Annotated in this window: 22 protein-coding genes and 1 pseudogene; 14 read left to right on the forward strand and 9 right to left on the reverse strand. The window is 64.3% G+C overall.

The features are described from left to right. The 3 genes and pseudogenes from GXW78_RS26185 to GXW78_RS26195 all read left to right on the forward strand — a co-directional run. On the forward strand, window positions 1–186 hold a 186-nt coding region (locus tag GXW78_RS26185; protein WP_211871872.1), incomplete at its 5' end, for a hypothetical protein. Between the two features lie 114 nt (window positions 187–300). Continuing rightward, a pseudogene (locus GXW78_RS26190) lies at window positions 301–685 on the forward strand (transposase); the annotation flags it as partial. Between the two features lie 197 nt (window positions 686–882). After that, window positions 883–1,629: a haloacid dehalogenase type II gene (locus GXW78_RS26195; protein ID WP_211871873.1), complete on the forward strand. Its 747-nt coding sequence runs from the start codon at window positions 883–885 to the stop codon at window positions 1,627–1,629. 361 nt (window positions 1,630–1,990) lie between these two features. On the opposite strand, the gene GXW78_RS26200 is transcribed toward GXW78_RS26195, so the two are convergent. Then, window positions 1,991–2,362, reverse strand: a complete 372-nt coding sequence (locus GXW78_RS26200) for an SMP-30/gluconolactonase/LRE family protein (protein WP_211871874.1) — start codon at window positions 2,360–2,362, stop codon at window positions 1,991–1,993. Between GXW78_RS26200 and GXW78_RS26205 the strand changes: the two genes are divergently transcribed. The 5 genes from GXW78_RS26205 to GXW78_RS26225 all read left to right on the forward strand — a co-directional run bounded on the left by GXW78_RS26205 (window position 2,344) and on the right by GXW78_RS26225 (window position 7,792). After that, entirely contained in the window at window positions 2,344–2,517 is a 174-nt protein-coding gene (locus GXW78_RS26205; RefSeq protein WP_211871912.1) for a hypothetical protein, read from the forward strand. The genes GXW78_RS26200 and GXW78_RS26205 overlap by 19 nt on opposite strands. 477 nt (window positions 2,518–2,994) lie before the next feature. Further along, a complete protein-coding gene (locus GXW78_RS26210) occupies window positions 2,995–4,131 on the forward strand; it encodes an LLM class flavin-dependent oxidoreductase (RefSeq protein WP_211871875.1) in 1,137 nt (378 codons plus the stop codon). A gap of 13 nt (window positions 4,132–4,144) precedes the next feature. After that, complete coding sequence (locus GXW78_RS26215) at window positions 4,145–4,954, forward strand: enoyl-CoA hydratase/isomerase family protein (RefSeq protein WP_211871876.1); 810 nt, start codon at window positions 4,145–4,147, stop codon at window positions 4,952–4,954. A 360-nt stretch (window positions 4,955–5,314) separates the two neighbouring features. Continuing rightward, entirely contained in the window at window positions 5,315–6,142 is an 828-nt protein-coding gene (locus GXW78_RS26220; protein ID WP_211871877.1) for a Bug family tripartite tricarboxylate transporter substrate binding protein, read from the forward strand. Between the two features lie 99 nt (window positions 6,143–6,241). Further along, the gene (locus GXW78_RS26225; RefSeq protein WP_211871878.1) at window positions 6,242–7,792 is read left to right on the forward strand and encodes an AMP-binding protein; all 1,551 of its coding nucleotides are present in this window, start codon (window positions 6,242–6,244) and stop codon (window positions 7,790–7,792) included. A gap of 143 nt (window positions 7,793–7,935) precedes the next feature. Here GXW78_RS26225 and GXW78_RS26230 read toward each other — a convergent pair whose 3' ends face one another. From GXW78_RS26230 to GXW78_RS26260, 7 genes are read right to left on the reverse strand one after another with little or no spacing between them, the layout of a single operon-like run. Next, window positions 7,936–8,337, reverse strand: coding sequence for a MaoC family dehydratase (locus GXW78_RS26230; RefSeq protein ID WP_211871879.1), 402 nt, complete (start codon window positions 8,335–8,337; stop codon window positions 7,936–7,938). Next, the gene (locus GXW78_RS26235; protein ID WP_211871880.1) at window positions 8,334–8,717 is read right to left on the reverse strand and encodes a hotdog family protein; all 384 of its coding nucleotides are present in this window, start codon (window positions 8,715–8,717) and stop codon (window positions 8,334–8,336) included. The genes GXW78_RS26230 and GXW78_RS26235 overlap by 4 nt, the downstream gene beginning before the upstream one ends. Further along, a complete protein-coding gene (locus GXW78_RS26240; RefSeq protein WP_272876914.1) occupies window positions 8,714–9,511 on the reverse strand; it encodes an IclR family transcriptional regulator in 798 nt (265 codons plus the stop codon). The genes GXW78_RS26235 and GXW78_RS26240 overlap by 4 nt, the downstream gene beginning before the upstream one ends. After that, on the reverse strand, window positions 9,511–10,260 hold the full coding sequence (locus GXW78_RS26245; protein WP_338147854.1) for an enoyl-CoA hydratase/isomerase family protein: 750 nt from the start codon (window positions 10,258–10,260) through the stop codon (window positions 9,511–9,513). Before GXW78_RS26245 ends, GXW78_RS26240 begins: the two co-directional genes overlap by 1 nt. A gap of 16 nt (window positions 10,261–10,276) precedes the next feature. Further along, entirely contained in the window at window positions 10,277–12,355 is a 2,079-nt protein-coding gene (locus tag GXW78_RS26250) for an acetate--CoA ligase family protein (RefSeq protein WP_211871882.1), read from the reverse strand. A gap of 20 nt (window positions 12,356–12,375) precedes the next feature. Continuing rightward, entirely contained in the window at window positions 12,376–13,542 is a 1,167-nt protein-coding gene (locus GXW78_RS26255; RefSeq protein WP_246522653.1) for an acyl-CoA dehydrogenase family protein, read from the reverse strand. A gap of 8 nt (window positions 13,543–13,550) precedes the next feature. After that, on the reverse strand, window positions 13,551–14,522 hold the full coding sequence (locus GXW78_RS26260; RefSeq protein ID WP_211871883.1) for a Bug family tripartite tricarboxylate transporter substrate binding protein: 972 nt from the start codon (window positions 14,520–14,522) through the stop codon (window positions 13,551–13,553). Between the two features lie 516 nt (window positions 14,523–15,038). On the opposite strand from GXW78_RS26260, the gene GXW78_RS26265 reads away from it, so the two are divergent. The 6 genes from GXW78_RS26265 to GXW78_RS26290 all read left to right on the forward strand — a co-directional run bounded on the left by GXW78_RS26265 (window position 15,039) and on the right by GXW78_RS26290 (window position 22,554). After that, a complete protein-coding gene (locus tag GXW78_RS26265; RefSeq protein ID WP_211871884.1) occupies window positions 15,039–15,836 on the forward strand; it encodes an IclR family transcriptional regulator in 798 nt (265 codons plus the stop codon). Window positions 15,837–16,335: 499 nt separating this feature from the next. Next, a complete protein-coding gene (locus tag GXW78_RS26270) occupies window positions 16,336–18,483 on the forward strand; it encodes an acetate--CoA ligase family protein (protein WP_211871885.1) in 2,148 nt (715 codons plus the stop codon). Continuing rightward, a complete protein-coding gene (locus GXW78_RS26275) occupies window positions 18,480–19,286 on the forward strand; it encodes an enoyl-CoA hydratase/isomerase family protein (protein ID WP_211871886.1) in 807 nt (268 codons plus the stop codon). Before GXW78_RS26270 ends, GXW78_RS26275 begins: the two co-directional genes overlap by 4 nt. A 7-nt stretch (window positions 19,287–19,293) precedes the next feature. Then, entirely contained in the window at window positions 19,294–20,343 is a 1,050-nt protein-coding gene (locus tag GXW78_RS26280; protein ID WP_211871887.1) for an acyl-CoA dehydrogenase family protein, read from the forward strand. Further along, the gene (locus GXW78_RS26285; RefSeq protein WP_211871888.1) at window positions 20,343–21,497 is read left to right on the forward strand and encodes an acyl-CoA dehydrogenase family protein; all 1,155 of its coding nucleotides are present in this window, start codon (window positions 20,343–20,345) and stop codon (window positions 21,495–21,497) included. Before GXW78_RS26280 ends, GXW78_RS26285 begins: the two co-directional genes overlap by 1 nt. A gap of 64 nt (window positions 21,498–21,561) precedes the next feature. Then, a complete protein-coding gene (locus GXW78_RS26290; RefSeq protein ID WP_211871889.1) occupies window positions 21,562–22,554 on the forward strand; it encodes a Bug family tripartite tricarboxylate transporter substrate binding protein in 993 nt (330 codons plus the stop codon). A 174-nt stretch (window positions 22,555–22,728) separates the two neighbouring features. Here the strand turns inward: GXW78_RS26290 and GXW78_RS26295 are convergent, their stop codons facing one another. Next, window positions 22,729–23,718 (reverse strand): fumarylacetoacetate hydrolase family protein, encoded by a 990-nt coding sequence (locus GXW78_RS26295; protein WP_211871890.1) that lies wholly within the window; start codon window positions 23,716–23,718, stop codon window positions 22,729–22,731. Between the last annotated feature and the right edge of the window lie 9 nt (window positions 23,719–23,727).

Here is a 23,727-nt window from a genome sequence, read left to right on the forward strand (position 1 = left end):
ACACCCGTCATTCTCGACGACGCCCTGGTCTACTCAGACGATGACCGCATCGAGAAAATGTTCGACGCGCTCCATCGGCAAGCGAAGGATCAGCAGATCATCGTATTCTCCTGCCGACAACGCGCTTTCCAGAGACTGGGAGGGCACAGCCTTCAGATGTCCGACTGGCGCCCACGATCTGCTTAAGATGCGCCCGAACAGATACTACGGCGTTTGGGAGAGGCTGCTTCGCGCTTGTCAAGGGCTGCTTGGTCCCAGGCTTTGATGGTGCGTCTTCTCCCTGCCATGGAGGGACGCGCTATGGGCCAGGTTCTTCACGGCTGCGCCCGCACGACAGAGGCGGTCCTCGCGCGATCCAGCATAGTCAAGAGAGCCTGAGGGCTCTGGCCCGGCGGCACGGGGTCAACCCGAAGACGATCGCCAAATGGCGAGCGCGAGCCGATGTCGCCGATCGGCGCACCGGGCCGGCCGAGCCGGGCTCCACCACGCTCTCGGCCGAGCAGGAGGCGATTGTCGTTGCTTCCGCCGTCACACCCTGCTGCCGCTGGACGACTGTCTCTACGCCTTGCAGCCGACCATCCCGCAGCTGACGGGCTCGGCTTTGCATCGATGCCTCAAGCGTCACGGCATCTCGCTACCGCCCGAGACCGACGGCGACAAGCCAGCTCGCAAGCGCTTCAAGGCCTAACCGATCGGCTACTTCCACATCAACATCGCAGAGGTCAGGACCGAGCGGGGCAAACTCCGCATTCGCCCAACTGCACGAGCGCGCCACCACCCGCATCTCGACGCCGGCGGAACAGGCACACGATCCCTGCCGCACTGGCACGGACGGGCAGCCTGGTCCGTTCGATACACAAACATTCGTCTGGGAGACCTGGAATGCTCGACGCTTTTGAACAGCCCGGCCATTGGCGCGCGGAGGTGAAGGCCATCGCCTTCGACGTCCAGGGCACCTGCGCTGACTTCTATCAGCCGGTGCTGCGCGCCGGGATCGCCATCAATCGAAGCAGGGGACTTTCGAGTGACTGGGCGGAGCTGGTAGCCGAATGGCGCGCGCTCTACCGGGTGACGTTGGACGATGTCATCGCCGGCAGGCGGCCGTGGATGCGGGTCGATCAGATCTATCGCGAAGCGCTTGACATGCTGCTCAGGAAACATGGGCTCGACGAGCGTCTCACGCTGCAGGAGCGTGACGACCTGAACGCCGCATGGACGCAGCTGGAACCATGGCCGGATGTCGTGGAGGCGCTGTCACGCCTTCGGCGCCGCTTTGTCATCACGACCTTGTCCAACGCCGGCATGGCGGCGCTGATCGCCGTGGTGAAACATGCGAAACTGCCGTTCGATGCCATCATGAGCGCTGAGCTGGCACGAAGCTACAAACCGGCGCCCGCGGTCTATCAACTGGCCGTGGATTATCTCGGCTACCGGCCCTCCCAGATCTTGATGGTCGCTTGCCACAAATACGACCTGAAGGCCGCGAGGGCATTCGGCATGCGCACGGCTTTCGTCGCGCGCCCTTTGGAGTTCGGCCCCGACGCGCGACCGGACGTCTCGGCCGAGAACTGGCTCGATTGCTGCGTCGACAACTTCACCGATCTTGCCGACGCTCTGGAAGCCGTGTGACCCAGATAGGCCCGGCCTCCCCGCCGGGTGCCCCCTCCCCATTCTTGTTTGATAATCGCGACATCGCCTGGCGAGCAACGTGCTGATGGAACGAGGCGCAATCGGCAAACCGAGCGGTCAGGCCTTCGGCTAACCGTGAGGCGCGGATGGGAGGGAAGAATGGCCACCGATGACGACGTCACCTACGTCTGCTTTCCGGAAGCCGGCTGCAGCACACGGATCGTCGTAATGGGCGCAGAGCCGACGGTATGACAGTCTCATGAGGAAGCTCTTTGAGAGCGGCATGAGAGAGGAATAGTCGGCGTGACGCTGCTTTAAGCAATGCTAAGGGCGGTGAATTCCTTAGTATTGTCGGCAGCCTCTAGTCGGCAAAGGTACCGACTGGTGCACCTGCAACGCCTACGTCCATCATGATGAGGCGGCCACAGTTTGCGCCAGCACCAGGCGCGCGAAGGCTGGTGACGAACAGCGTGCGCAGACCTGGCCCTCCGAAGCAGGGCATCGTGGGGGAGCGCACTGGCAGGTCGATGACGCGATCCAGCGTACCGTCGGGAAGCCACCGGTTCAGCCGGCCCGCCGAGACCCCCGCGCTCCAATACCCGCCCTCCGAGTCAATCGCCGCGCCATCCGGGCGCCCCTGGGCATCGATGGGGCGCGCCACTTCGCGTCGCTCGGTGCGTGTGACCCAGAGTGATCTCCGATGAGGCCGACGACATGGGCAATCTGGCCGCACGGATCGACGTCGCTAAGGTCCGCGGTGACAAAACGCCCGACTCTACCGTCACCTCGAACCTTGGCACCTGCTTCGAATCCATAGCGCACGCCGAAATGCTGAGGTGGTGCGGCATTCGTCCGTCTTCGGGTGAACTCGCCCCGATCACCACCTGAGCTTCAGCACCCGAACAGTCCGAAGCTGCTGGTGCCACCTCCTCTAATTCGGACAGCAGGTCTGTAGATCGATAGTTCGATCAGGCTCTCAGCCTAGGCCGTCGGTTTTCACGCGCCCGGCCGAAACGGGGCGCGCTCCAATCCTGCCTCCAGGACTTGATCTCTTAAAAAACTGCTGTGCAATATGTAGCACATGAGGCGACCGCGGCGTTCCCAGTCTAAGGCGCACAGGGCGACATCGGCCACCGACCTTGGTCGGTCGGCTCGGCGGTCTGCGCCTGCGACGTCGATCAAGGCGGCCAGCCGGGTGAACCGCGGCATTCAAAGCGCCTGGGTCGGTATCGCGACGCTTGGTATTGGTCGCGCCGCCGCCGGGATAAGAATGAAGAGGAAGCGATGAAGCAACCAATCGACCTGAATCCTTACCAACCTAGCGCGGACCCAGCGACCAGGCCGTTGGAGCATTGCCGCCCTACCGTGCTGGATCCGGGGGACCCGCGGCTCATCATCGGCCTGTTCATGCCAACGATGTCGTGGGGCCAATGGCCATCCACGGCTCGAACAACATCCGAATGGACCTACGATTACAATCGCAGGATCACGGTTCTCGCGGAGGAGATCGGGCTCCACTTCGTGCTTCCGCCGGCACGCTGGAAGGGGATGCAGGGCGATCGGATTGAGTTCTGGGGTGCGAGCCTCGATACGATGACGCTCGTTGGCGCATTGGCCGAGGCAACGTCGCGCATCGCGCTCATGACGACCATCCACACCAATCTCATTCACCCCGTCGTGGCGGCGAAGATCTGCGCGGGACTCGATCAGATCTCGAACGGCCGTCTCATCCTCAATGTCGTCAGCGGCTGGAACGAGGACGAGTTCCGCTCGATGAACATCGACCTTCTGGAGGGCCGGCGAGACCGCTACGCTTACACCCAAGAATGGCTGCAGATCGTTCGTGAACTCTGGGCAACCGGCCGCTGCACATTCACGGGCGAGTACTTCAAGATCTGCGATGCCGCAGCGCGCCCCCTTCCCGTCCAGAAACCCGCGCCGCTGATCGTCAACGCCGGCCAGTCCTTCACCGGCATGTCGTTTGCGGCACGCGAGGCGGACTACCTGTTCACCCGAAGCGAGCGCGCCGAGAAGTGGCGCGGCATCGTCGCCGCCTCCGGTCGCAAGGTCGGCTACGTCGCCTTGCAACGGATCCTTCTTCGCGAGACCGACGCCGAAGCCGAGGCACTCCGCGATGAGATCGCGGAGAACTGCGATCTCGGGATCATGCGCAAGCAATTCATCGCGCGCGGCATGGGGTCCGCAGAGGAAGCGGATCAGTGGTTAGCGAAGCGGGAGAACATCGAGCAGGCCGTGTTCGAAGGGGCGTTCGTTGGCGGGCCCGATAAAGTCGCCAATGAACTTGCGGCGTTCGTCGCGGCGTCCCGGCCTAACGGACTCTGCCTCACGCTCTACGACTACCTCCCGGAACTGGCGCTGTTCGGTCAGGAGGTCCTGCCTCGACTGAACGCTCGCCTGAAGAAGCTGGGCATGGAAGTGGCCCCGCCACCTGGGACGTATCGCGGCGGTGAGGGCTCTATTCGACTCAATGCAGCATCATAGGAAGGTACGCCCGATGCCGAAGTTCTTCCAGGTAACGGTAGACAGCGACGCCATTGCGACACTCCGCTTCGCGCGACCGCCCGTAAATGCCATGTCCGACGAGGTCTACGCGGAGCTTCGCGAGGTCTCGGAATCGCTGTCCACCCGGGACGACATCCGGGTGCTTGTCGTGACGTGCCCGGATGAGGCAAAGGCCTGGTGCGCCGGCGCCGACCTCAAGGAGTTGCGAAGCAGGACAGGCGATGACAGGGCCGAGCGCTACGCCGCCATCAATGCCGCCATGCTCGCGTTCTACAATATTCCTCTGCCCGTTATCGGGGCCCTGGATGCGCCGGTCATCGGCGTTGGCATGGTTTGGGCGAGCCTGTGCGACATGCGTGTCGGCGCCAAGGAAGCGACATTCAGTCTGCCGGAGATCCAGCGGGGCATGGCTGCCGGGCTCACAGGCTTCTTCAATCGGCTGAGCATGCCGGAAGCCCTGCTGCGCGAGATGATGTTCACGGGCGATGCCTACAGCGGCGAGCAGCTCGCTCCCTCCGGCTTCTTCAACCAGGTGGTGCCGAGAGCCGAGGTCAAGGCGGCTTCCCATGCGCTGGCCATGCGCATGGCCAAGTACAAATCAAGCGGTCTTCGGACGACCAAAATCATGGCCAACAAAGCGGAACACGGATCCTGGCTCCAATCGTACCAGGAGTTCCAGCGCTATGCCGTGGACCTTTCGTCCACGGCCGGGTCCACGGATGGGATCAATTCATTCCTGTCCCGCGGCAAAGATGCCGACGATGGGCCTTCCGCAGCGAAGAGTGTCAGCCGCCTCGCTTAGGTTCTTCGGAACATCGCACAAAAGCAGCTGGCCGGTGTCTGCAGCGCGTCGCTTACTGATCCACCGCAGTCCAGGCCGGCCCTCATGCGGCGCGCCGCAAATCGAGCGAACGATAACATCGCTCAATATACCTAATAGCCTGCCCCCGCAGCAAACACTGCCGGTTCGGCGGCCCAAAAAAAGGAGGAAAGCTTGATGATCGATACAGGGGACGTGGGCAGACGAGCGTTACTCGTCGCGCCACTCGCATCATGGCTAATGCCTTCACAAGCGAAGGCCCAGACATCGGCATTTCCATCCAGACCCGTCCGCATCATTCAGGGATACGCACCAGGCGGGCCAGCGGACCTGACCGCCCGCGTGCTGGCCGACCGCCTGTCGGTGGCGTGGAAGCAGCCGGTCGTGGTCGAGGCGCGTCCCGGCGCGAGCGGCACGATCGCGGCAGGTGTCGTCGCGCGCGCAGCGCCGGATGGCTACACCCTAGGGCTTGTTGCCTCTACGCATGCGGTGGCGCCGCTGCTCATCCCCCGCCTACCGTTCAGCGTGCAGCGTGACTTCACGCCCATCGCGCAGGTGGTGTCTCACCCCCTCATCCTCGTTGTCCACCCAAGCTCTCCGGCGCGGACGGTCCAGGAACTCATCGCCTTGGCGCGCCAACGGCGCGGCGAACTGACGATGGGAACCGTCGGCGTCGGCACGTCCTTCCACCTGGCGGCCGCGCAGCTCGCTGTGCAAGCCGGAGTGCAGTTTACCTACGTGCCGTACAATGGCGCATCGACCGCGCAAACGGCCATCATCCGCGGTGAGGTGGATGCTCTCTTTCAGAATCCGCTACTGGCCGTTCCAGCGGTGCGCGACGATGGTCTGCGCGCACTTGGTACATCGGGCACGCATCGCTGGCGGGACCTGCCGGATGTGCCGACCATCGCGGAAGCCGGCTTCCCCGGTTATGAAGCAAAGGTCTGGTACGGATTTCTGGGCCCAGCAAGTCTGCCGGCTGATCTCCTCGCGCGGATCGCCGATTCTATTCAGGCTGCCATGGAGATCCCTGAGGTGCAGGCCCGCCTACAGGCGAGCGGCTTCGAACCGTCTTATGTAGGGCCCGCGGCGTTTGGCCGGATCATTGAGGAAGACTTCGAGCGCTGGGGGCACGTCATTCGGGCGGCGGGTATCCAGGGCGTTGAATGACGAGTGGAGCCGAGGCGAGCTGACGCCCGATCCGACGACGGCCCAACGGGAGCCCACGGCCGTCCCCGCTCCGACAAAAGAAGAGGAGAATTCGTGAGCATGTCCGTGTCACTGTCGACGGCGCTGGCGCGCATTGCTCATCGAATGCCGGATGCGCCGGCCCTGCACTTTGCGTGCGGCTCGATGACATTCGCTGAGCTCGATGAACTGGCTCGACGCTACGCCGCGGGCTTCGAACGTATCGGCATTCGTCGCGGCGACCGGATGGCAATCTGGCTGCCCAATACGCCCGACTGGCTGGGGGCCTTCTTTGGCTCGGCAAGGCTCGGCGCTATTGCTCTCCTGACAAACACGCGGTTCCGTAGCGCTGAGATCGGCGACCTTCTCGCCAGGACAGAGGCGCGAACGATCATCTACCAGCCAGACTTCCGCTCGATCGACTTCAGCGGCGTGCTCAAAGAGTGCCTGCCGCATCTGCCGAATCTGCAGACGATCATCGCGGTCGGCGCCATGACGGATGCACTGCCGGGGCGACCGGTCTTGAACACCGAATTCCTGCTCGACGGCCGGCCGATGGACAGGAATGATGGGACAGCGGACGCGCCTTGTCTTCTGTTTACGACCTCAGGCACCACGAAGCGGCCCAAGCTGGTCATGCACACGCACGAGTCTGTCATGGCGCATGCGGCGGATGTGGCGTCGGGTTTCGGCTTTGCTGACGACACAGCCGGCACGCTGCAGATGCTCCCGCTTTGCGGCACCTACGGGTTCACGCAGGCCATGGCGAATCTGCTCGCTGGTCGACCATTGGCGATGCACGCCACATTTGATGCAGAGGTAGCGAGCATGCTTATCGCGAGACATGGGATCCGGCGTGCAGCACTTACCGATGAGATGGTGCGGCGGATCTGCGCTCTGCCGTCCAGTTTGCCGCGTGGCTTCAATGTCATCATTGGCTCGCGCGCGCAGGGCCTCGTGCCGGTTGCGGAGGAGCATCATCTGAAGATCACCGGCATCTACGGATCGTCAGAAGTACAGGCCCTGTTTTCACGTCGACAGAGCGGTCGCAGTACCCTGGAAATGGCTGCCGGTGGCGGTCAACCGGTTTCCGCCGAGGCGCAGGTTCGAGCCCGTGATCCGGACACCGGGCAGTTGTGCGCTCCTGGTGAAGCGGGCGAACTCGAGATCCAGGGTCCCAGCGTGACCATGGGCTATTTTGGCGATCAGGAAGCGACCGCCACCGCCTTCACGTCCGACGGCTTCTTTCGCACGGGCGACCTCGGGACCGTCGAGGCTGACGGAAGCTTCACGTACTTGACACGCTTTGGTGAGGCGTTTCGCGTCAATGGCTTTCTCGTTAATCCTGCGGAGATTGACGCCGTCGTCCTCGAGCATCCCATGGTGAATCAGTGCCAGACTGTCGCAGTGGAGCAGGGTGGCAAGGCCCACGCGGTCGCATTTGTGATCGCGCAGGACCGAGGGTCCGTGCCGGAGCAATCATTGCGGGATTTCTGCGTCGCGCGGATGGCAACGTACAAGGTGCCCGTCCGCTTTGTTCGTGTTGACGAGTTTCCTGTCATCGAGAGCGCGAACAACACGAAGATTCACCGCGCAAAGTTGCGGGACATGGCCGCGGCGTTATTAGGATAGCGTGCAGGCGACGTGTCTAAGCATCCGTCGCCCGAGGAAGGTGTTCAAGTCGAGACGGTGCTGACACGAGCAGGCGCACGTGCCGGGAAGGTCAGCCCAGGCATTCGGGATGCCTGCAGTCGTGCAGTCTCGACCGGATCGCCCTACGCTGGCAGCAAAGGGCCAGCCGCGCCGACCTCGCCATGGGTCCTGAAGGTGCGAGGTCTCGCAGATCCCGTGATGAGTTGGTCGCCATCCTGGTCGCGCACCCAGACGTCAAAGACGTCGCCGCGTTCCGCACGGCAGCAGCCTGCATAAATCACCATGCCTTCGGCAACTGGTCGCTTGAATCGGACCTCGAGTTCGACCCCATCTGTTAGCCCGGGTCCGGCGCGTAGCGCCTGCCAGATCAAGTTGAGTGAGAGCATCCCGTGAGCAATTGGTCGGCCGAAGCTTGTTGTCGCCGCAAATACGGGATCCACATGGATCGGGTTGAAATCATCCGTGATGCCCGCGTAGGCCAGAATCGCAGACCTATCGACCGTCATCGAGATCTCAGTGCTCATGACGCCCAGATCACACCCATCGTACCGCGGAAGCACACGCCTCCCGAGGTGTCGCTGGTCTCCGTCAGGATGGTCACGCGACGGCGGTCGTGTCGAAGTGACTTCTCGACGCACGATACGGCGGTAACCAGTGTCTCGCCGAGAAGTGGTAGTCGCTCGACCTCGAACTTCTGGCTCGCATGAACATTTCCCGGCGCTCTGGGCGTCAAAACAGCACCGAATGCTCGCATGGCAACGACCGCCGTCATTCCGGGTGGCATTACGTCACCATCTTCATCAGTGGGAAACAGCGATAGCCACTGGCGCAATGCATCTCCGTCGAAGCGATACTCATGGCGGCCGAGGACGACGCCGACGGCCAGGCTCTCATGAGTGATCATCCGAAGCGACCTGACAACGCTTGGGAGACCTGGCGTGCCGCATCCCGCAAGTTGGCGGTCAACGCGTGCAGCTGCGGTTCGTCCAGCTGCGCGCTCAAACCGACACAGCTGATCGCCGCGACGGCTTCGCCGCGCTCCCCCTCCACCAGCGCCGCGGAAATGCAGACACCGCGCACGTAATTGCCGCGATCCACCGCGAAACCGTCGCGACGCGCAGCGGATACCTCTGCGCAATACGTCTCGAAGCTTGGCGGATCTTGCCAGCGAAGGGTACGAAACTCAGCACGAAGTTCCGGTCGCGGAAGATTCAGCTTCGCCGCGAAGCAACGTCCAAATGCGCCCAACAGCATCGGCATGCGCTGGCCGATCGGCATATGGATACGAACGGCACTGCGTGCCTCGGCGAAATCCACCAGAACGACACGACGCCCCTGCACCGGGCGGAACAGCGCGGCGGTGACGCCGAAGCCGGTCGCTAGCGATTCCAGGAACGGACGCGCCAGGGGAATGAACGCGTCGCGCGTCAAGCGGCCCTGCGCCAGCTCCACGACACCGAGGCTGGCACCGTACATTTTTGAGTTCGGATCGAACACCGCAAGCCGCTCATGCACGAGCGTCTTCAGAAGCTGAAAGCAGGTGCTGGGATTGATTCCGAGCTCGCGGGCAATCTGGTTCACCCCGACGGGCGTGTCGCGGGAGCAGAGATAGCGCAGCACCCGCAACCCTGACTGGAGCGCGCCGACCAGCCGGTCAGGTGCTGGTGGTTCTAGCGGCTCTATGCCGTCCGGAGGCATCAGGATCCCATAAAGCGTGGTGGGCGGCGCTCAGCGAAGGCCGCCATTGCCTCGCGCGAGTCCGGATGGTTGCCGAGTTCCGCTGTCATGTCCTGTTCGAAGCGGTAGCCATCCCGCAAGCTCATCTCCTCAATCGCATTCAGGCCTCGCTTGGCCAAATGCAACGCAGCCGGGCTTTTCGAGGCAAGATCCCGTGCGAAGTCGTCAGCCACCGTCATGAGCTCCGCCCCAGGCACGCAGGCCTCGACCACGCCCAGACGATACAGCTCGGCCCCGGATACACGATAGCCGAGCATCATCATACGGCGCGTCAGCGAATGGCCGAAGAGCCGCATGGCATGCCGGCCGCCACCGAGCAGACCGACATCGATCTCCGGCAGGCCGATGCTGCCCCCCTCCGCCGCAACCAGAATATCGCACGATGCCACGAAGCAAAGCCCGCCGCCGAGCGCCGGTCCGTTGATCGCCGCCACGACCGGCTTGCGGCATTCGGCGATCGCGTGAAAGGCTTCGCGAATGCTGCGGTTGTGCGACCAGCGCTCGCCCTCGCCGAAGCTGCGGCCTGCTCGTGCCTTGATGTCGGCGCCAGCGCAGAACACGCGACCGGCGCCGGTCAGCACGACCGCACGAACATCCGCGCGGTCGGAGAGGCGGTCGAAGGTTTCGATGATCTCGGCCTGCATCTGCGGGCTGAGCGCATTCACGGGGGGGCGGTCCAGCGTGACGGTGGCAACGTAGTCGGCCACCACGCAACGGACCTGTGGTTCAGTCATCGGCCTGTCCTCCGGCAACGTGCACGACCATGTCGAGCGCGACCAGGTCGCCGGGCGGCACCAGCGCGAGGGGGTTGATCTCGATCTCAAGGATCTCGGGCCGGCTCTCGTATAGTGCGCAGAGGCCCGCGATGGCGCGCGACAGCGCCGCGGTGTCGAAGCTCTCGCGCCCGCGCGATCCGGTCAACCGATGCGCCATCGTCAGGTTGCGTAGCGCATGCTCGATCTCGTCGATCGAGACCGGGAGAAAGCGGATAGCCACGTCGCGCTCGAATTCCGCATCGACACCGCCGCGGCCGACCATCAGCAACGGGCCGAGCTGCGGATCAGCGCGCAGGCCGAGGATCAGCTCCTCACGGTGCGGCACCATGCGCTGGAACAGCACGCCTTCCGTCGGGATATCGAGGCGCCGGGCTATGTCGAGCAGCCGCCTGGCGCCATCGAGGGCGGCATCGACGCTGTCGACGCCAAGAAGAACAGCACCGTGTTCCGTCTTGTGCAGCATCGCCGGACTCTGAAGCTTCAAGGCCAGCGGGAAGCCGAGACGTTCCGTGGCAGCGGGAACTTCCGCCGGGTCGCGTATCAATACCTCATCGGGCAGCGACACGGTGATATCGCCGGCGAGGAAAGCGTGTGCGCCCGCTTCCGACAGTGCCCGTGCGGCACCGGTATGCCTTGGCGCCACCTCGCGATCCGCTGAAAGCGGCCGCTCCAGGGCGGCCGCCACGCGGTTGGCGCGATCCAACGCACGCGCCATGTCCACGATATCATCGAACAGCGGGATGCGGGCCTGCCGCAGCGCCTCGATCGCACCATCCGGCGCCGACATCCAGATGACGATTGGCGGCCTCGATGCCGTGGCGGCGTAGTCCGTGATCGCCTTGGACAGAACCGGGGCTGTGTCGTGCATCAGTCCGATGAAGATCAGCGCCGCGTCATAGAGTCCGCTCGCCGCCAGCGGCCCCAGGACCTTGCCCAGCAGCGTCGGGTCCGTGCCGACCGCCCCGGTCAGGTCGAGCGGCAGGCGGGGCTTGCCGAAACTCGGCAGCGCGTCGGCGATGGCTGTCTGTGTCTGCGCGTCCGGCTGACGGATCTCGGCGCCGATGCTGGCCGCCGCATCGGTCAGCAAGGCGCCAGCGCCGCCCGAGACTGAAACGATTGCCGGCGCCCTTACGACACCGCGTGGCTGCCACAGCAGCAACTTTGCCGCATCGACCATCTCGTTGACCGAGGCGACCTCGATAACGCCGTACTGAGCGAGGAAGGCGGCGGTCACCTCATTGCTGCCGGCGATCGCCGCAGTATGCGACTGCACCGCCTCCGCCCCCGCTGTAGAGCGACCCGAGCGAAGCGCGAGCACCGGCTTGCCCCGGGCCTGCGCCAGACGCAGCGCCGCGCGCAGTGCCACCGGATCGCGCAGCGCCTCTAGGTAGAGTCCGATTACCTCCGTATCGCCATCCTCCGCGAGATGCGCGATGCAGTCCGCCATGGTGATGTCGGCCTCGTTGCCGGAGGTGATCCAGCGCGCGAAACCAAGTCCGGCTTTCAATACCTTGTCGAGCCAATACCCGCCGATCGCGCCGCTTTGGCTGACGAAGGAGAAGGGGCCCGGTTGCATGGCCATGACCAGGCCGACGGAGTTGATCGTCGCGCAGAGCCGTGTGCGTGCATTCATTGCGCCAACGCAGTTCGGACCGAGGATCGCGACGCCCGCCTCCCTTGCCCGCGCGATGATCCGCTGCTGCAGTACCGCACCGGCCTCGTCCTGCTCCGCGAAGCCAGCCGCAAAGAAGGTGAAGGCGCGGGTCCCGGCGGCGATGCCGTCCTCCAGCGCATCCAGTGCCTGGTTGGCGGGCGTTAGCACCAGAGCGAGGTCGACCGGCTCGCCCACCGCGCGCAGTGAAGGAAAGGCACGCAGGCCATTGATCTCACTGCGCCGCGGATTGATCGGGACTATCGATCCAGCGTAGCCGTGGCGGATCATGAACTCCTGCGGCCGGCTGCCGAGCTTGGTGGTATCGGCGGTCGCGCCAATGATGGCGACGCGGCGTGCGTCCAGGATCGGCGTCAACTTGGTGGCGTTGGGCAACATCAGTAGGACTTCGGCAGGTTAAGGACACGTTCGGCAACATAGGACAGAACGAGCTGCTGCCCGACTGGTGCCAGCACCGGGATCATAATCTCGCGCAGCATGCGTTCGACATGGAACTCCTTAGAGTAGCCAAAGCCGCCATGGGTGATCACCGCCTGGCGGCACGCGTCGTGACCGGCCTCGGCTGCCAGATACTTCGCAGCATTGGCCTCGGCGCCGCAGGGTTGGCCGGCATCGTAGAGTGCCGCGGCCTTGAAGGTCATGAGGTTGGCCGCCTCGAGCTCGATCCAGTTCTTTGCGAGCGGGTGCTGGATCGCCTGATTCTGGCCGATCGGCCGATCGAACACGATGCGCTCCCGCGCATAGGTCGCGGCCCGGGACAGGGCGGCGCGCCCGAGCCCGATCGCCTCAGCGGCGACCAGGATGCGCTCGGGATTGATGCTGTCGAGCAGGTAACGGAAGCCCTTGCCCTCCTCGCCGATCCGGTCCTCGACGGGTACCGGGAGATCATCGATGAAGAGCTGGCACGACGCCATGCTGTTCACCCCGTGCTTCGGCAGGGGCCGGATCTCCATGTAGCGGCGATCGATCGCTGTGTAGAACAGACTAAGACCATCCATCGGACGTGCCGTCTGTTCGATCGGCGTGGTGCGGGCGAGGATCAACATGCGGTCCGCGACGGCCGCGCCGGTGATCCAAACCTTCTCGCCAGACAGCCTGTAGATGCCGCCGTCACGGACCGCGCGCGTCTTCGCACGCGTGGTGTCGAGACCGGTGTTCGGTTCCGTCACTGCGAAACAGGGCCGCTCAGCGCCAGTCACGAGAGGCGGGAGGAAGCGGTCGCGCTGTTCCTTCGTACCATGCACGACAAGCGCATGTGGGCCGAAGATGAAGCCGTGCACGGCCGTGGCGCCGGTCCAGCCGGCCCCGCATTCCGATATGGTTTGCATCAGCGTCGCCGCGGCTGTCATGCCCAAGCCCGCGCCGCCATACTCCTCTGGCATGGTGATGCCGAGCCAGCCGGCATCACGGATCGCCTCGAAGAACTCGGTTGCGACGCGACCTTCTTCCTCGCATCGGCGCCAGTAGTTCACGTCGAAGCCCGCGCAGATCCGGTTCACCGCCTCCCTGATCTCAGGGTGGGGGTTGAGCAACATCTCGGCCATCGGTATTCTCAGCCTTGCACGCCGGTCTGGCGGACGATCTCCGCCCAGCGATTGATTTCATTCAAGAAGAATGCACGGAACGCGGCTGGATCGGGCGACGTCGTCACTTGAAGCCCGAGTTGCTCGCTCCAGCGCTTCATCTCGGCATCTTCCATCACGCCGCGGATCTCGGTGTTAAGCCGCGCAGCGATGGTCGGCGAGGTGCGGGCTGGCGCGAAAAAGCCGTGCCAAATGCTGATGCTGTAGTCGACGCCGGTTTCTTTTACAGTAGGAAGTTCTGGCCAGGCGGTGGATCGCTGTGCCGAGGCCACCGCCAGCGCCCGGGACATGCCCGATGTGGCGTGCGGCTTAGCGGTCGAGACAGCATCGAGAACGAGCTGGATCTCGTTGGCAGTAAGCGCCAGCAGGGTTGGCGCCGCGCCGCGATAGGGCACATGGACCATCTCGATTCCTGCGACTTTGCAGAACCATTCGATGGAAAGGTGCACAGAGCTTGCCGCACCAGGGGTGCCGAAGTTCAGCTTACCCGGGTTGGCCTTGGCGTAGACGATGAACTCCGGGATCGTGCGGGCTGGCACAGTGTTGTTGACCAGGAAGGCGAAGGGCGTCTCGGCGATCTGGGTGATCGGGACCAGGTCTTCGCGGACATTGTAGGAAAGGTCGTTGCGCATCGATGGTTCGATGGCGACGGCGGCACTGTGGAACAGCAGCGTCTGTCCGTCCGGCGCGGCGCGCACGACAGTCTCGGTGCCGATCGCGCCGCCGGCTCCGGTGCGATTTTCGACCACTACCGGTACGCCGAGCCGCTCGCCGAGCTTTGCCGCGATGCGCCTCGCAACGACATCGGAGTTCCCACCAGCGACGTAGGGAACGATCATCCGGATTGGACCATTCGGATAGGCCTGCGCCGAGGCGGCCACGGGCCACGCGGCCGCACCGGCGGTGAAAGCCAATTGCCTACGCGACAGTGATGCTGTCATCGCGCGTTTCCTCACATGAGCAATGTTTTGTTTGGAGGTTGGCCACGCCTTGCCCGCTTCCATTCATCGCGGCGAAACAAGGCCTGAGCATCGGCGCATGCCGGCCAAAGAAGCACACGGCGCCTCGGGGCTCGATGCTGCGCGAAGGGATGGCTCTCGCCCGCCGTCGCTTGACGAGCGAGGCGCGGCCGGTATCGCAGCTCGGACGACAGTCAGCCGAGCGACCAGCAATGTAACCAGCATCAGCACCTGTTTTCGTCAGGAAGGGCGTTGCCATACCACATATTCGGCCCTGCGAAGAATCTTCGCAATACCGAATCTTGGATTGACCCCGCTAGATTCCGCCGTCGTCACCGATGTAGCGTTGCGCGCGCCGGCCGCGCGCTGACAGTGTCCGTGACGTGTAGGCGCTGACGCGCCGATTGCCGCCGCCGGACCGCGTACGCAGGACGCGACTGAGTACTCCTGACATCGATGCCGTTGACGCTCTTCGGGACGAATTTTATTAGGAGAACAATGACCGACACCAACGCGCTCGCAGTAGACCCGAAAAAGCCGAAAGCGCCTGCCGTTACGACCGCAATAGCCGTTTTGAGCTACCTGGCGAAAAATCCCTCAGGGGCAGGGCTTACGGAAATCGCCCGGTCTTTGGGCTTAGGTAAAAGTATTTGCTTCAATGTCCTTAATACGATGCTTGCTGAGAGCATCGTTATCAAAGAAGAACGTCGCGCCATCTGGAAACTTGGACCGCGATTGGTACAGCTGGGCTATGCAGCCCGGACAAGCTATCCGATCCGATCCGAGTTTCGTGCCAATATTCCACTGGCCGTGAAGTCTGTCATCGCCGATCCGCGAGGGTTGTTGTGCGTTGTCGGTCAACTTCTCCTGGACAGAAAGGGTATTGTAATCATCGATCGCCTCTTTATCGGCGAACGCCGATTAGGACAGGTCCAGATTCCCATCGGCGAGGTCTTCTCCATGACAGCGCCGGTTCTCGGACGGGCATTTCTAGCCTTGAATGGGGACGACGAAGCGATAGCGATTGCGACGGATCCGAATGAGCCCCGTTCCTCGGATTGGCAACCGGCATTGCTCAAGAGCCTCGCAATGATCCGTGCCAATGGATATGCGACTGCGATCGGAGAGTATGCCACCGACGTCAATGCGGCGGGCTGTGCCATTCCAGCACGTCTTGGGCAGACTCAGTACGCCGTCTGCGTTCTCGGACGCAAAGAGGATCTCCCCGTTGCTAGACTTCCGACGCTCGGGAAGGCGCTCATCGCAGCAACCCGCGAGATTCAGTCGTGGGATTAGTTGGCCGGTCGATATCCTCACTGCATGCTGAGTACTAGGCGTAACCTTGCAATCACGGCATCGGCGTTGAAGCTGCGACCAGGCTGTTTTGCGTGACGGTGCTATGGCCGTTGCGCCGGCAGATACACAGGCCAACAGCACTCGCGGATACTCATCCAACCTTCTTTATCCTCGGAGTTGCGCGTTGCCGCCAACGCAAACCGTCATTGCCGCCTTGGCGGGCCGCGTATCAACATGCGCGACGGCGGCTCAGCTGCGTCCGCGCCGGCCAAAGCGACTCCGCCAGACGTGGTCACCGCCGGTAGCCCGATCGATCACACCGTAGATTGCCGATGACCGCCTAGCGCTGCGGCTAACCCCCAGCGTTAAGAAGCGTCGGGAGATCTCATTCACCGACGTCCCGTCCCGCATGCGACACGAAGATCAAGGAGCGCTTGATCTATTAGTAGACTTTTGTCTTATATGGCGCACAACGTTGACGCCTAGGGGACGAGAAACGGTGACGAGAGGAAATGTCGATGATGTGCCGACCGGCGCTGTCGACGAGAACATGGCGCCATCGACGTGGCAGCAGGCCCTCTTTACGCCACGCGGCATCGCCCTGATCGGCGTCACCAACGATGCCTCGCGGCTCAGCGGTGGCCCGCTATTCTACCTTCGCAAGCATGGCTATGCGGGCCCCGTCTATCCGGTGAATTCGCGCCGCGAGTCCGTTCAGGGCGAACGCGCCTACGCGTCGCTTGCCGACATCCCTGGTCCCGTCGACCACGCTTACATTCTGCTCAATACCGATGACGCGCTGGATGCCGTGCGCAATTGCATCGGCGCCCGCGTGCGCGTGGCGACCCTACTGGCCGGCGGCTTCGCGGATGCGGGCCCAGAGGGGCTGGAGAAGCAGCGCCAGGTTGCCGAAGCCGCACGTGCCGGCGGGCTGCGCATCGTCGGGCCGAACAGCCTCGGCCTCGTGAACTTCCACAATGCCATGCCGTTGACGGCCACGCCGGCGCTGATCCGTGCTGACATGATCCCCGGCCGCCTGATGGTGATCTCCCAGAGCGGCAGCATGATGGGCACGCTGATCTCGCGCGGCCATGCCCGCGGCATCGGCTTCTCCAAGGCCATATCGATCGGCAATGAATCCGACCTCACGGTTGGCGAGATTGGCGCTGCCTTCGCCGACGATCCCGAAACCGAAGCCTTTCTGCTGTTCATCGAGACGATCCGCGACCGCGCAGCTATGACCCGCTTCGCCGAACTGGCGCATCGCCAGGGCAAGCCGATCCTCGCCTTCAAGCTCGGGCGATCAGAGGCGGGGCGGCAGATGGCTGTGTCGCATACAGGCGCGATCGTCGGCTCCGACCGCGCTGCTGACGCCTTCCTGAAGCATCTCGGCATCGTTCGGGTCGATCACATTGAGACGCTGTTCGAACTGCCGGCGCTGATCGGCCGCCGCGGACCGCCGAAGCGGCGCGGCGGCGCGGTCGGCGTGGTGACGACGACAGGCGGCGGCGCAGCGCTGGTAGTGGATCGGCTCGGCACGCTCGGCGTGACGGTGACGCCACCCTCCGCGGCGGTGCTAAGTGCGTTGCACACCAAGGACGTCGTGGTGCAGCCGGGCCAGGTGCTCGACCTCACCATGGCTGGCACGCGCTATGAGGCGATGCGTGCGGCGGTGGAGACCATGCAGGCCGCGCCGGAGAATGAGCTGGTCCTCACCGTCACCGGCAACTCGGCCGAGTTTCGGGGCGACCTCACGGTGCGGCCCATCATCGATGCCACGGGCGACAAACCGCGCGCAGTGTTCCTGGCGCCGAACGCCGAGCAGTCGCTGAAACTGTTGGCCGAGGCCGGCGTGCCGGGATTCCGGACGCCGGAATCCTGCGCCGATGCGATCGCTGCCTATCTCGGCTGGACCGGGCCGGGTGTGCGCGGCGAACCGCTGGCGCCGAAGCTGGCTGCGACACTGCGCGATGGTCTCGGCAGTGCCGACGGAACGCGCAACGAGCGACAGTCACTCGTCGCCTTCGCCACCCTCGGCATTGCGACGGCGGAGTCCGCGGTGATGGAACCGGACGCCGAGCCGCCCTCCATCGGCTATCCGGTGGTCGCGAAGATCCTGTCGCCGGACGTCCCCCACAAGACCGAGGCCGGGGGCGTCGCGCTGCGTATCGGCTCGCCGGAGGAGCTGCGTGATGCTGCCTCACGTATCCTGGCAAGAGTCCGCGATTACAAGGCCGACGCGCGGATTGAGGGCATCCTGGTTCAGCGAATGGAGACGCGCGGCCTGATCGAAGTGCTGCTCGGCTATCGCCGCGACCCGCATGTCGGTCCGATCGTCACACTAGCCATGGGCGGCGTGCTCGCGGAAATCCATGCCGATGCCGCGGTGCGCATGGCACCGGTCACCGTCGCCGCGGCGACGGAGATGATCCAGGAAGTTGCCTCGCTTGCCCTGATCCGCGGCTATCGCGGCTTGCCACGCGGCGACGTCGCCGCGCTCGCGGAGGCGGTCGCGGCGTTGTCGCGACTGGCTGATCTCGAGGAAGTCGCGGAAGCGGAGATCAACCCGCTGATCGTGCGCCACGACGGTGAGGGCGTCGTCGCTGTCGACGGACTCATCGTGCTCGGCGGCGGAGATCCCGCATGAGCTGGACCGAGCGTTACCAATGGTTGCGCGTCGAGATCGACGCAGGCGTTGCGACCGTCACCATGAATCGTCCCGAAGCGCGCAACGCCATGATCCCCGTGATGCGCGCGGAGATCGAGCGCATCTGGCTCGACATTGCCGCAGATGAGCATATCGACGTGGTGCTGCTGACGGGTGCTGGCGACAGTTTCTCGGCCGGCGGCGACGTGAAGGCAATGGCGGCGCGCGCCGGCACCGAGGAAGGTCGGCGCCATGCCATCGAGGGGTTCGGCCGCGCGAAGCGGATGTGCCAGAACATGCTCGATGTACCCCAGGCGATCATCGCTGCAGTTAATGGCGACGCGATGGGGCTCGGCGCGACGCTGGCGCTGATCGCGGATGTCTCGGTGATGGCGGATGCGGCGCGGATCGGCGACAGCCATGTCAAGGTTGGCCTGGTTGCCGGCGATGGCGGCACGGTGTTCTGGCCACTGTTGATCGGACCGAACCGCGCCAAGGAATTCCTGATGCGCAGTCGTATCGCCACAGGCGCGGAGGCAGCCTCCTTCGGCCTGGTGAACCATGCGGTGCCGAAGGATGAGGTGCTCCCGATGGCACGCGCGATCGCCACGGAGTTGGCATCCCAGCCGAAATGGGCGGTGCGGTGGACGAAGCTTTCGGTGAATGCGTGGCTGAAGCAGCAGCTGAACATGATCATCGACGCCTCGCATGGGCTCGAGATGCTGACAGCGATGACCTGGGATCATGGCGAGGCGGCCCGTGCCTTCGCCGAGGAACGCCGCCCGCATTTCCGGGGCGAGTGAGGACGAGATGAACGACGTCACGCGCATGCTTGAGGACACCGCAGCGCGGCTGTTCTCAGATCACGTCGACAGGGCCGTGCATGCCGCCGCCGAAGCGGGTGAGTGGCCGGCGGCCCTTTGGCAGGCCTTGGAGGACAGCGGGCTCACGCAGCCGCTTGAGGCCGGGCTGTCGCTGCCCGAGGCCATGGGCCTGTTGCAGATCGCCGCACAGCATGCGGCACCGGTTCCCTTGGCTGAGACGCTTTGCGCAGCCTGGATGATGGCAAACTGCGGTATCGAGGTGTCGACCGGCCCGATGACGATCGCGCCGGTCGTGCGTGGCGAGACCTTGCGACTGGAGCGACGTGGCGATGGCTGGCATCTCGCGGGCCGTGCCACACGCGTACCCTGGGGACGCCATGCGACATCCATCGCGGTGCTGGCGGAAACGGACGACGGCGCGCTCCACGTCGCTCTTCTGCCGCGCGATGCGGCCGCGATCATCCATGGCGGGAACACTGCGCTCGAGCCTCGCGACACGCTGATCGTGGACACCGCGTTGCCAGTAGGCGCCGTGGCCCGTTGCCCCTTCGGCTACGACGTGCTCCGTGCATTCGGCGCCGCGATGCGCACAGCGCAGATTGCCGGCGCGCTCGAACGGGCGCTGGAGCTTAGCGTCACATATGCCGGCCAGCGCGTGCAGTTCGGCCGCGCCATCGGCAAGTTTCAGGCGATCCAGCACAACCTCGCGCTGCTGGCGAGCCAGGCCGGTGCCGCCGCCGCCGCCGCTGGCATGGTAGCCGAAGCACTGTCCGCGACGCCGGACATGCTGATGATCGCCGCCGCCAAGGGCCGCGCTTCCGAAGCCGCCAGCGCCGGCGCTGCCATTGCGCACCAGGCGCATGGCGCCATTGGCTTTACCTGGGAGTACCCGTTGAACTGGGCAACACGCCGGCTCTGGTCCTGGCGGGACGAGTTCGGCAACGAGACCGAGTGGTACCCGCTCGTCGGCGCCGTCGTCGCGGGCCGCGAGCCTGCCGGGATCTGGCCTGCAATGACAGGCACGGAGGCAGCGTGATGGACCTGCTGCGTTTCGATGCCCCGCCGGTCTCGCCGGAAGCGGAGGCGCTGCGCCAGGAGGTTCGCACCTTCCTCCGCGCGGAGCTCAAGCCTGGGCTGAGCCGTGACCGCTCCGGCACCCTTGGCGGCTTCAACCCCGAGTTCAGCCGGAAGGTCGGTGCTCGCGGATGGCTCGGCATGACGTATCCGAAGCAGTACGGCGGCCACGAGCGCAGCATGCTTGAGCGCTATGTCGTGCTCGAGGAAATGCTGGCCGCTGGCGCCCCCATCAACGCGCACTACGTCGCCGATCGGCAAAGTGGCCCGTTGCTGCTGCGCTTCGGCAATGAGGACCAGAAGCACGAGGTGGTGCCGCGCATCGCCCGCGGCGAATGCTACTTCTGCATCGGCATGAGTGAGCCTGATAGCGGCTCCGACCTGGCCTCGGTGCGTACGCGCGCCGTTGAGACCAACGGCGGTTGGCGCGTCAACGGTACCAAGATATGGACCTCCTACGCCGAGCGCAGCCACTACATGATTCTGTTCTGTCGGAGTGCTGACGCTGATCCGAAGGATCGCCAGGCAGGCTTCACGCAGTTCCTCGTCGACATGAAGACGCCCGGCCTGACGATCAATCCAATACGCAACCTCGCGGGCGACACCAACTTCAACGAAGTGTTGTTCCAGGACATGCTGCTGCCGGACAGCGCGGTCATCGGCAAGGCCGGCAATGCCTGGAAGCAGCTCACCAGCGAACTGGCGTTGGAGCGCAGCGGACCCGATCGCTTCCTTGCAGGTTTCAAGCTGTTTCGGACGCTGGTGGGGCAGCTTGGTCCCGACCCTGGCGAGCGCGCGCGCCTCGAACTCGGCCGCCATGCCGCGCACATGATGGTGCTGCGACGCATGTCCCGCTCGGTCGCGGCGATGCTGCAGCAGGGCCAGGATCCCGCGCTGCAGGGCGCCATGGTCAAGGACCTCGGCACCACGCTGGAACAGTCCCTGCCTGACATGGTGCGCCAACTGGCGCCAGTGGAGGGCGATCCCGAGGCCGAGGACGAACTCGCCGCGGCGCTGGCCGATGTGACGCAGAACGCACCGTCCTATTCGATCCGCGGCGGCACGCGGGAGATCTTGCGCAGCACCATCGCGCGGGGATTGGGGCTGCGCCAGTAATTATCAGTCTCGGTCGGCGCTTCAGGAGCCAACCTGATCCCGACGTGGTGGAGGAAGGTCCAGGATGAACGCCCAACATCTCCCGCGCCGACGCATCATCGCCGCAGCGGCCGCGAGCCTGCTTCCCGGTGCCGCGTTGGGCCAGGCTGGCGGTGCATATCCAAATCGTCCGGTCCGTATCATGCAAGGCTACACGGCAGGTGGTCCGACCGATCTCATCGCGCGCGTGCTGGCGGACAAGCTGAGCATCGGTTGGGGCGGTCGGCCCGTTGTGGTGGAAGCGCGGCCCGGGGCCAGCGGAACGCTCGCGGCGGGCGCCGTGGCCCGCTCCGCGCCCGATGGCTACACTCTCGTCCTGCTTGCCTCGACGCATGTACAAACGCCGACGCTATTGCCGCGTTTGCCTTTCCACACAGTCAATGACTTCACGCCGCTGGCACAAATCGCCTCATACCCATTGCTGCTCGTCGTGAATGCGGACTTCGCCGCGCGTACCTTGGTCGAGTTTGTCGGCCGCGCAAGGGAGCAACCGGGAGGCGTGACATTTGCGACCGCGGGGATCGGGAGCTCGCCGCATTTGTCCGCGGCGCAGCTCGCAGTACGTGCAGGCGTCGAATTCACCTATGTGCAGTATCCCGGCACCTCCAACGGCCAGACGGCGGTGATGACGGGCGAGGTGAATGCAATGTTCCTGAACCCGCTGCTCGCATTGCCGATGATCCGTGATGGCCGCTTCCGCGTGCTTGGCACAACCGGCGCGGAGCGCTGGCGCGACCTCCCGGACGTTCCCACCATCGCGGAAGCCGGCTTCAACGGCTACGAAGCGAATGTTTGGTACGGTGTGCTTGGCCCGGCTGGCTTGCCGCCCGAGTTGGTGACCGAGATATCGAGCGCGATTCGCGGCGCAATGCAGCAGCCTGATCTCCAAGAGCGACTGCGGGTCGCCGGATTCAACAGCTTTTTCGTTGGCCCGACTGCCTTCCGGGCCACGATGGAGAATGACCTGACACGCTGGGCAGAAATCATCCGGCGCGCCGGGATTCGAGGGGCGGACTAGCTAGCCGTACCTCGGCAAGGGTGGTGCGCCCCGATCGGATTGAATCCGTCAGTTCGTGGCGCGTCGGTCGCGGGTCGGCCGAGGTACGGAAGGTGTCAGCTCGGCAGACGGACAGATCTGAAACGGCAAGCAAGCATCCGGTCCAAGAACGAAGTCTGGCCATCGCGCCGTTGACTACCCGATCATCGTCACTAACGCGCCGATGCCGCTGACACGCAGTTCGACACGTTCGCCCGACTGCCAACTTCGCTTCAGGTCCATGCCACAGCCCCGGTGGTAACATCCGGAGCTGATGACATGGCCAGGACGAATAGTCTGCTCCAGCGATAGATAGCCGAGCATGTCCTCAAAATCCCGACTCATGTCGGCGGTGCTTGCGCTAGACAGTTCCTCGCCGTTCACCGAGAGCGACAGGCGCTGGTCGCGCAGGTCGCCGATCTCGTCATGCGTGACAATCCAGGGACCCATGATGTTACCGCCATCAAAATCCTTGCCCTTGGCAGGGCCCCGGCCCGATTTCATCTCCATCAATTGTCTCGTGCGGCTGCTGCCATCATTGACGATCGTGAAGCCGATGATAGCGCGCCGCGCGGCGTCGCGATCGAGGTTGCGACCGCCACTGCCAACGATGGCGACAAACTCGCATTCGACATCCAGGTCACTAGTCTGGCCATAGGAGGGTGGCCGCAACGTGGTCCCCGGGCCGACATAGGAATCTGGATTGCCCTTCCAATAGGGCAGGATCCCGCCCCCCTCCTCGGCGGGCTTCAGTACGGATCCGCGTTCCGCGCCGGCCTTGCCGTGCGCCGGCCAGCAGCTGAAGTTTGCGATACCAGGGGGGCGCGGCACGGGAGCCAGGAGGGTGATGGCATCCATGGCGTGGACCAGACGCTGGCCCACACCGGTTGCCTCCTGGCCGCGCGAATGCACATAGGCCACCGCCTCACGCACCCAATCAAGGCCGGTTTCGCCCATGCCAATCAAGTCGACCATCTCGGGCGGGACCTGAGCGGCGCCGATACGCGCGGCGGCGGCGGCGGGCACCTGGCGCTCCAGCAGCGCACTACGTGCTGCGGTCGCGTCGACAATGCCGGCATCCATCACGACGCCAACGCGTCGTTGTGGACCGAGCGGTGTATTGATCTCGAATGTCGCAAGCTTCATTGGATATCC

It is taken from the genome of Neoroseomonas terrae (genome assembly GCF_018129025.1).
GTDB classification, from domain to species: Bacteria; Pseudomonadota; Alphaproteobacteria; order Acetobacterales; family Acetobacteraceae; genus Neoroseomonas; species Neoroseomonas terrae.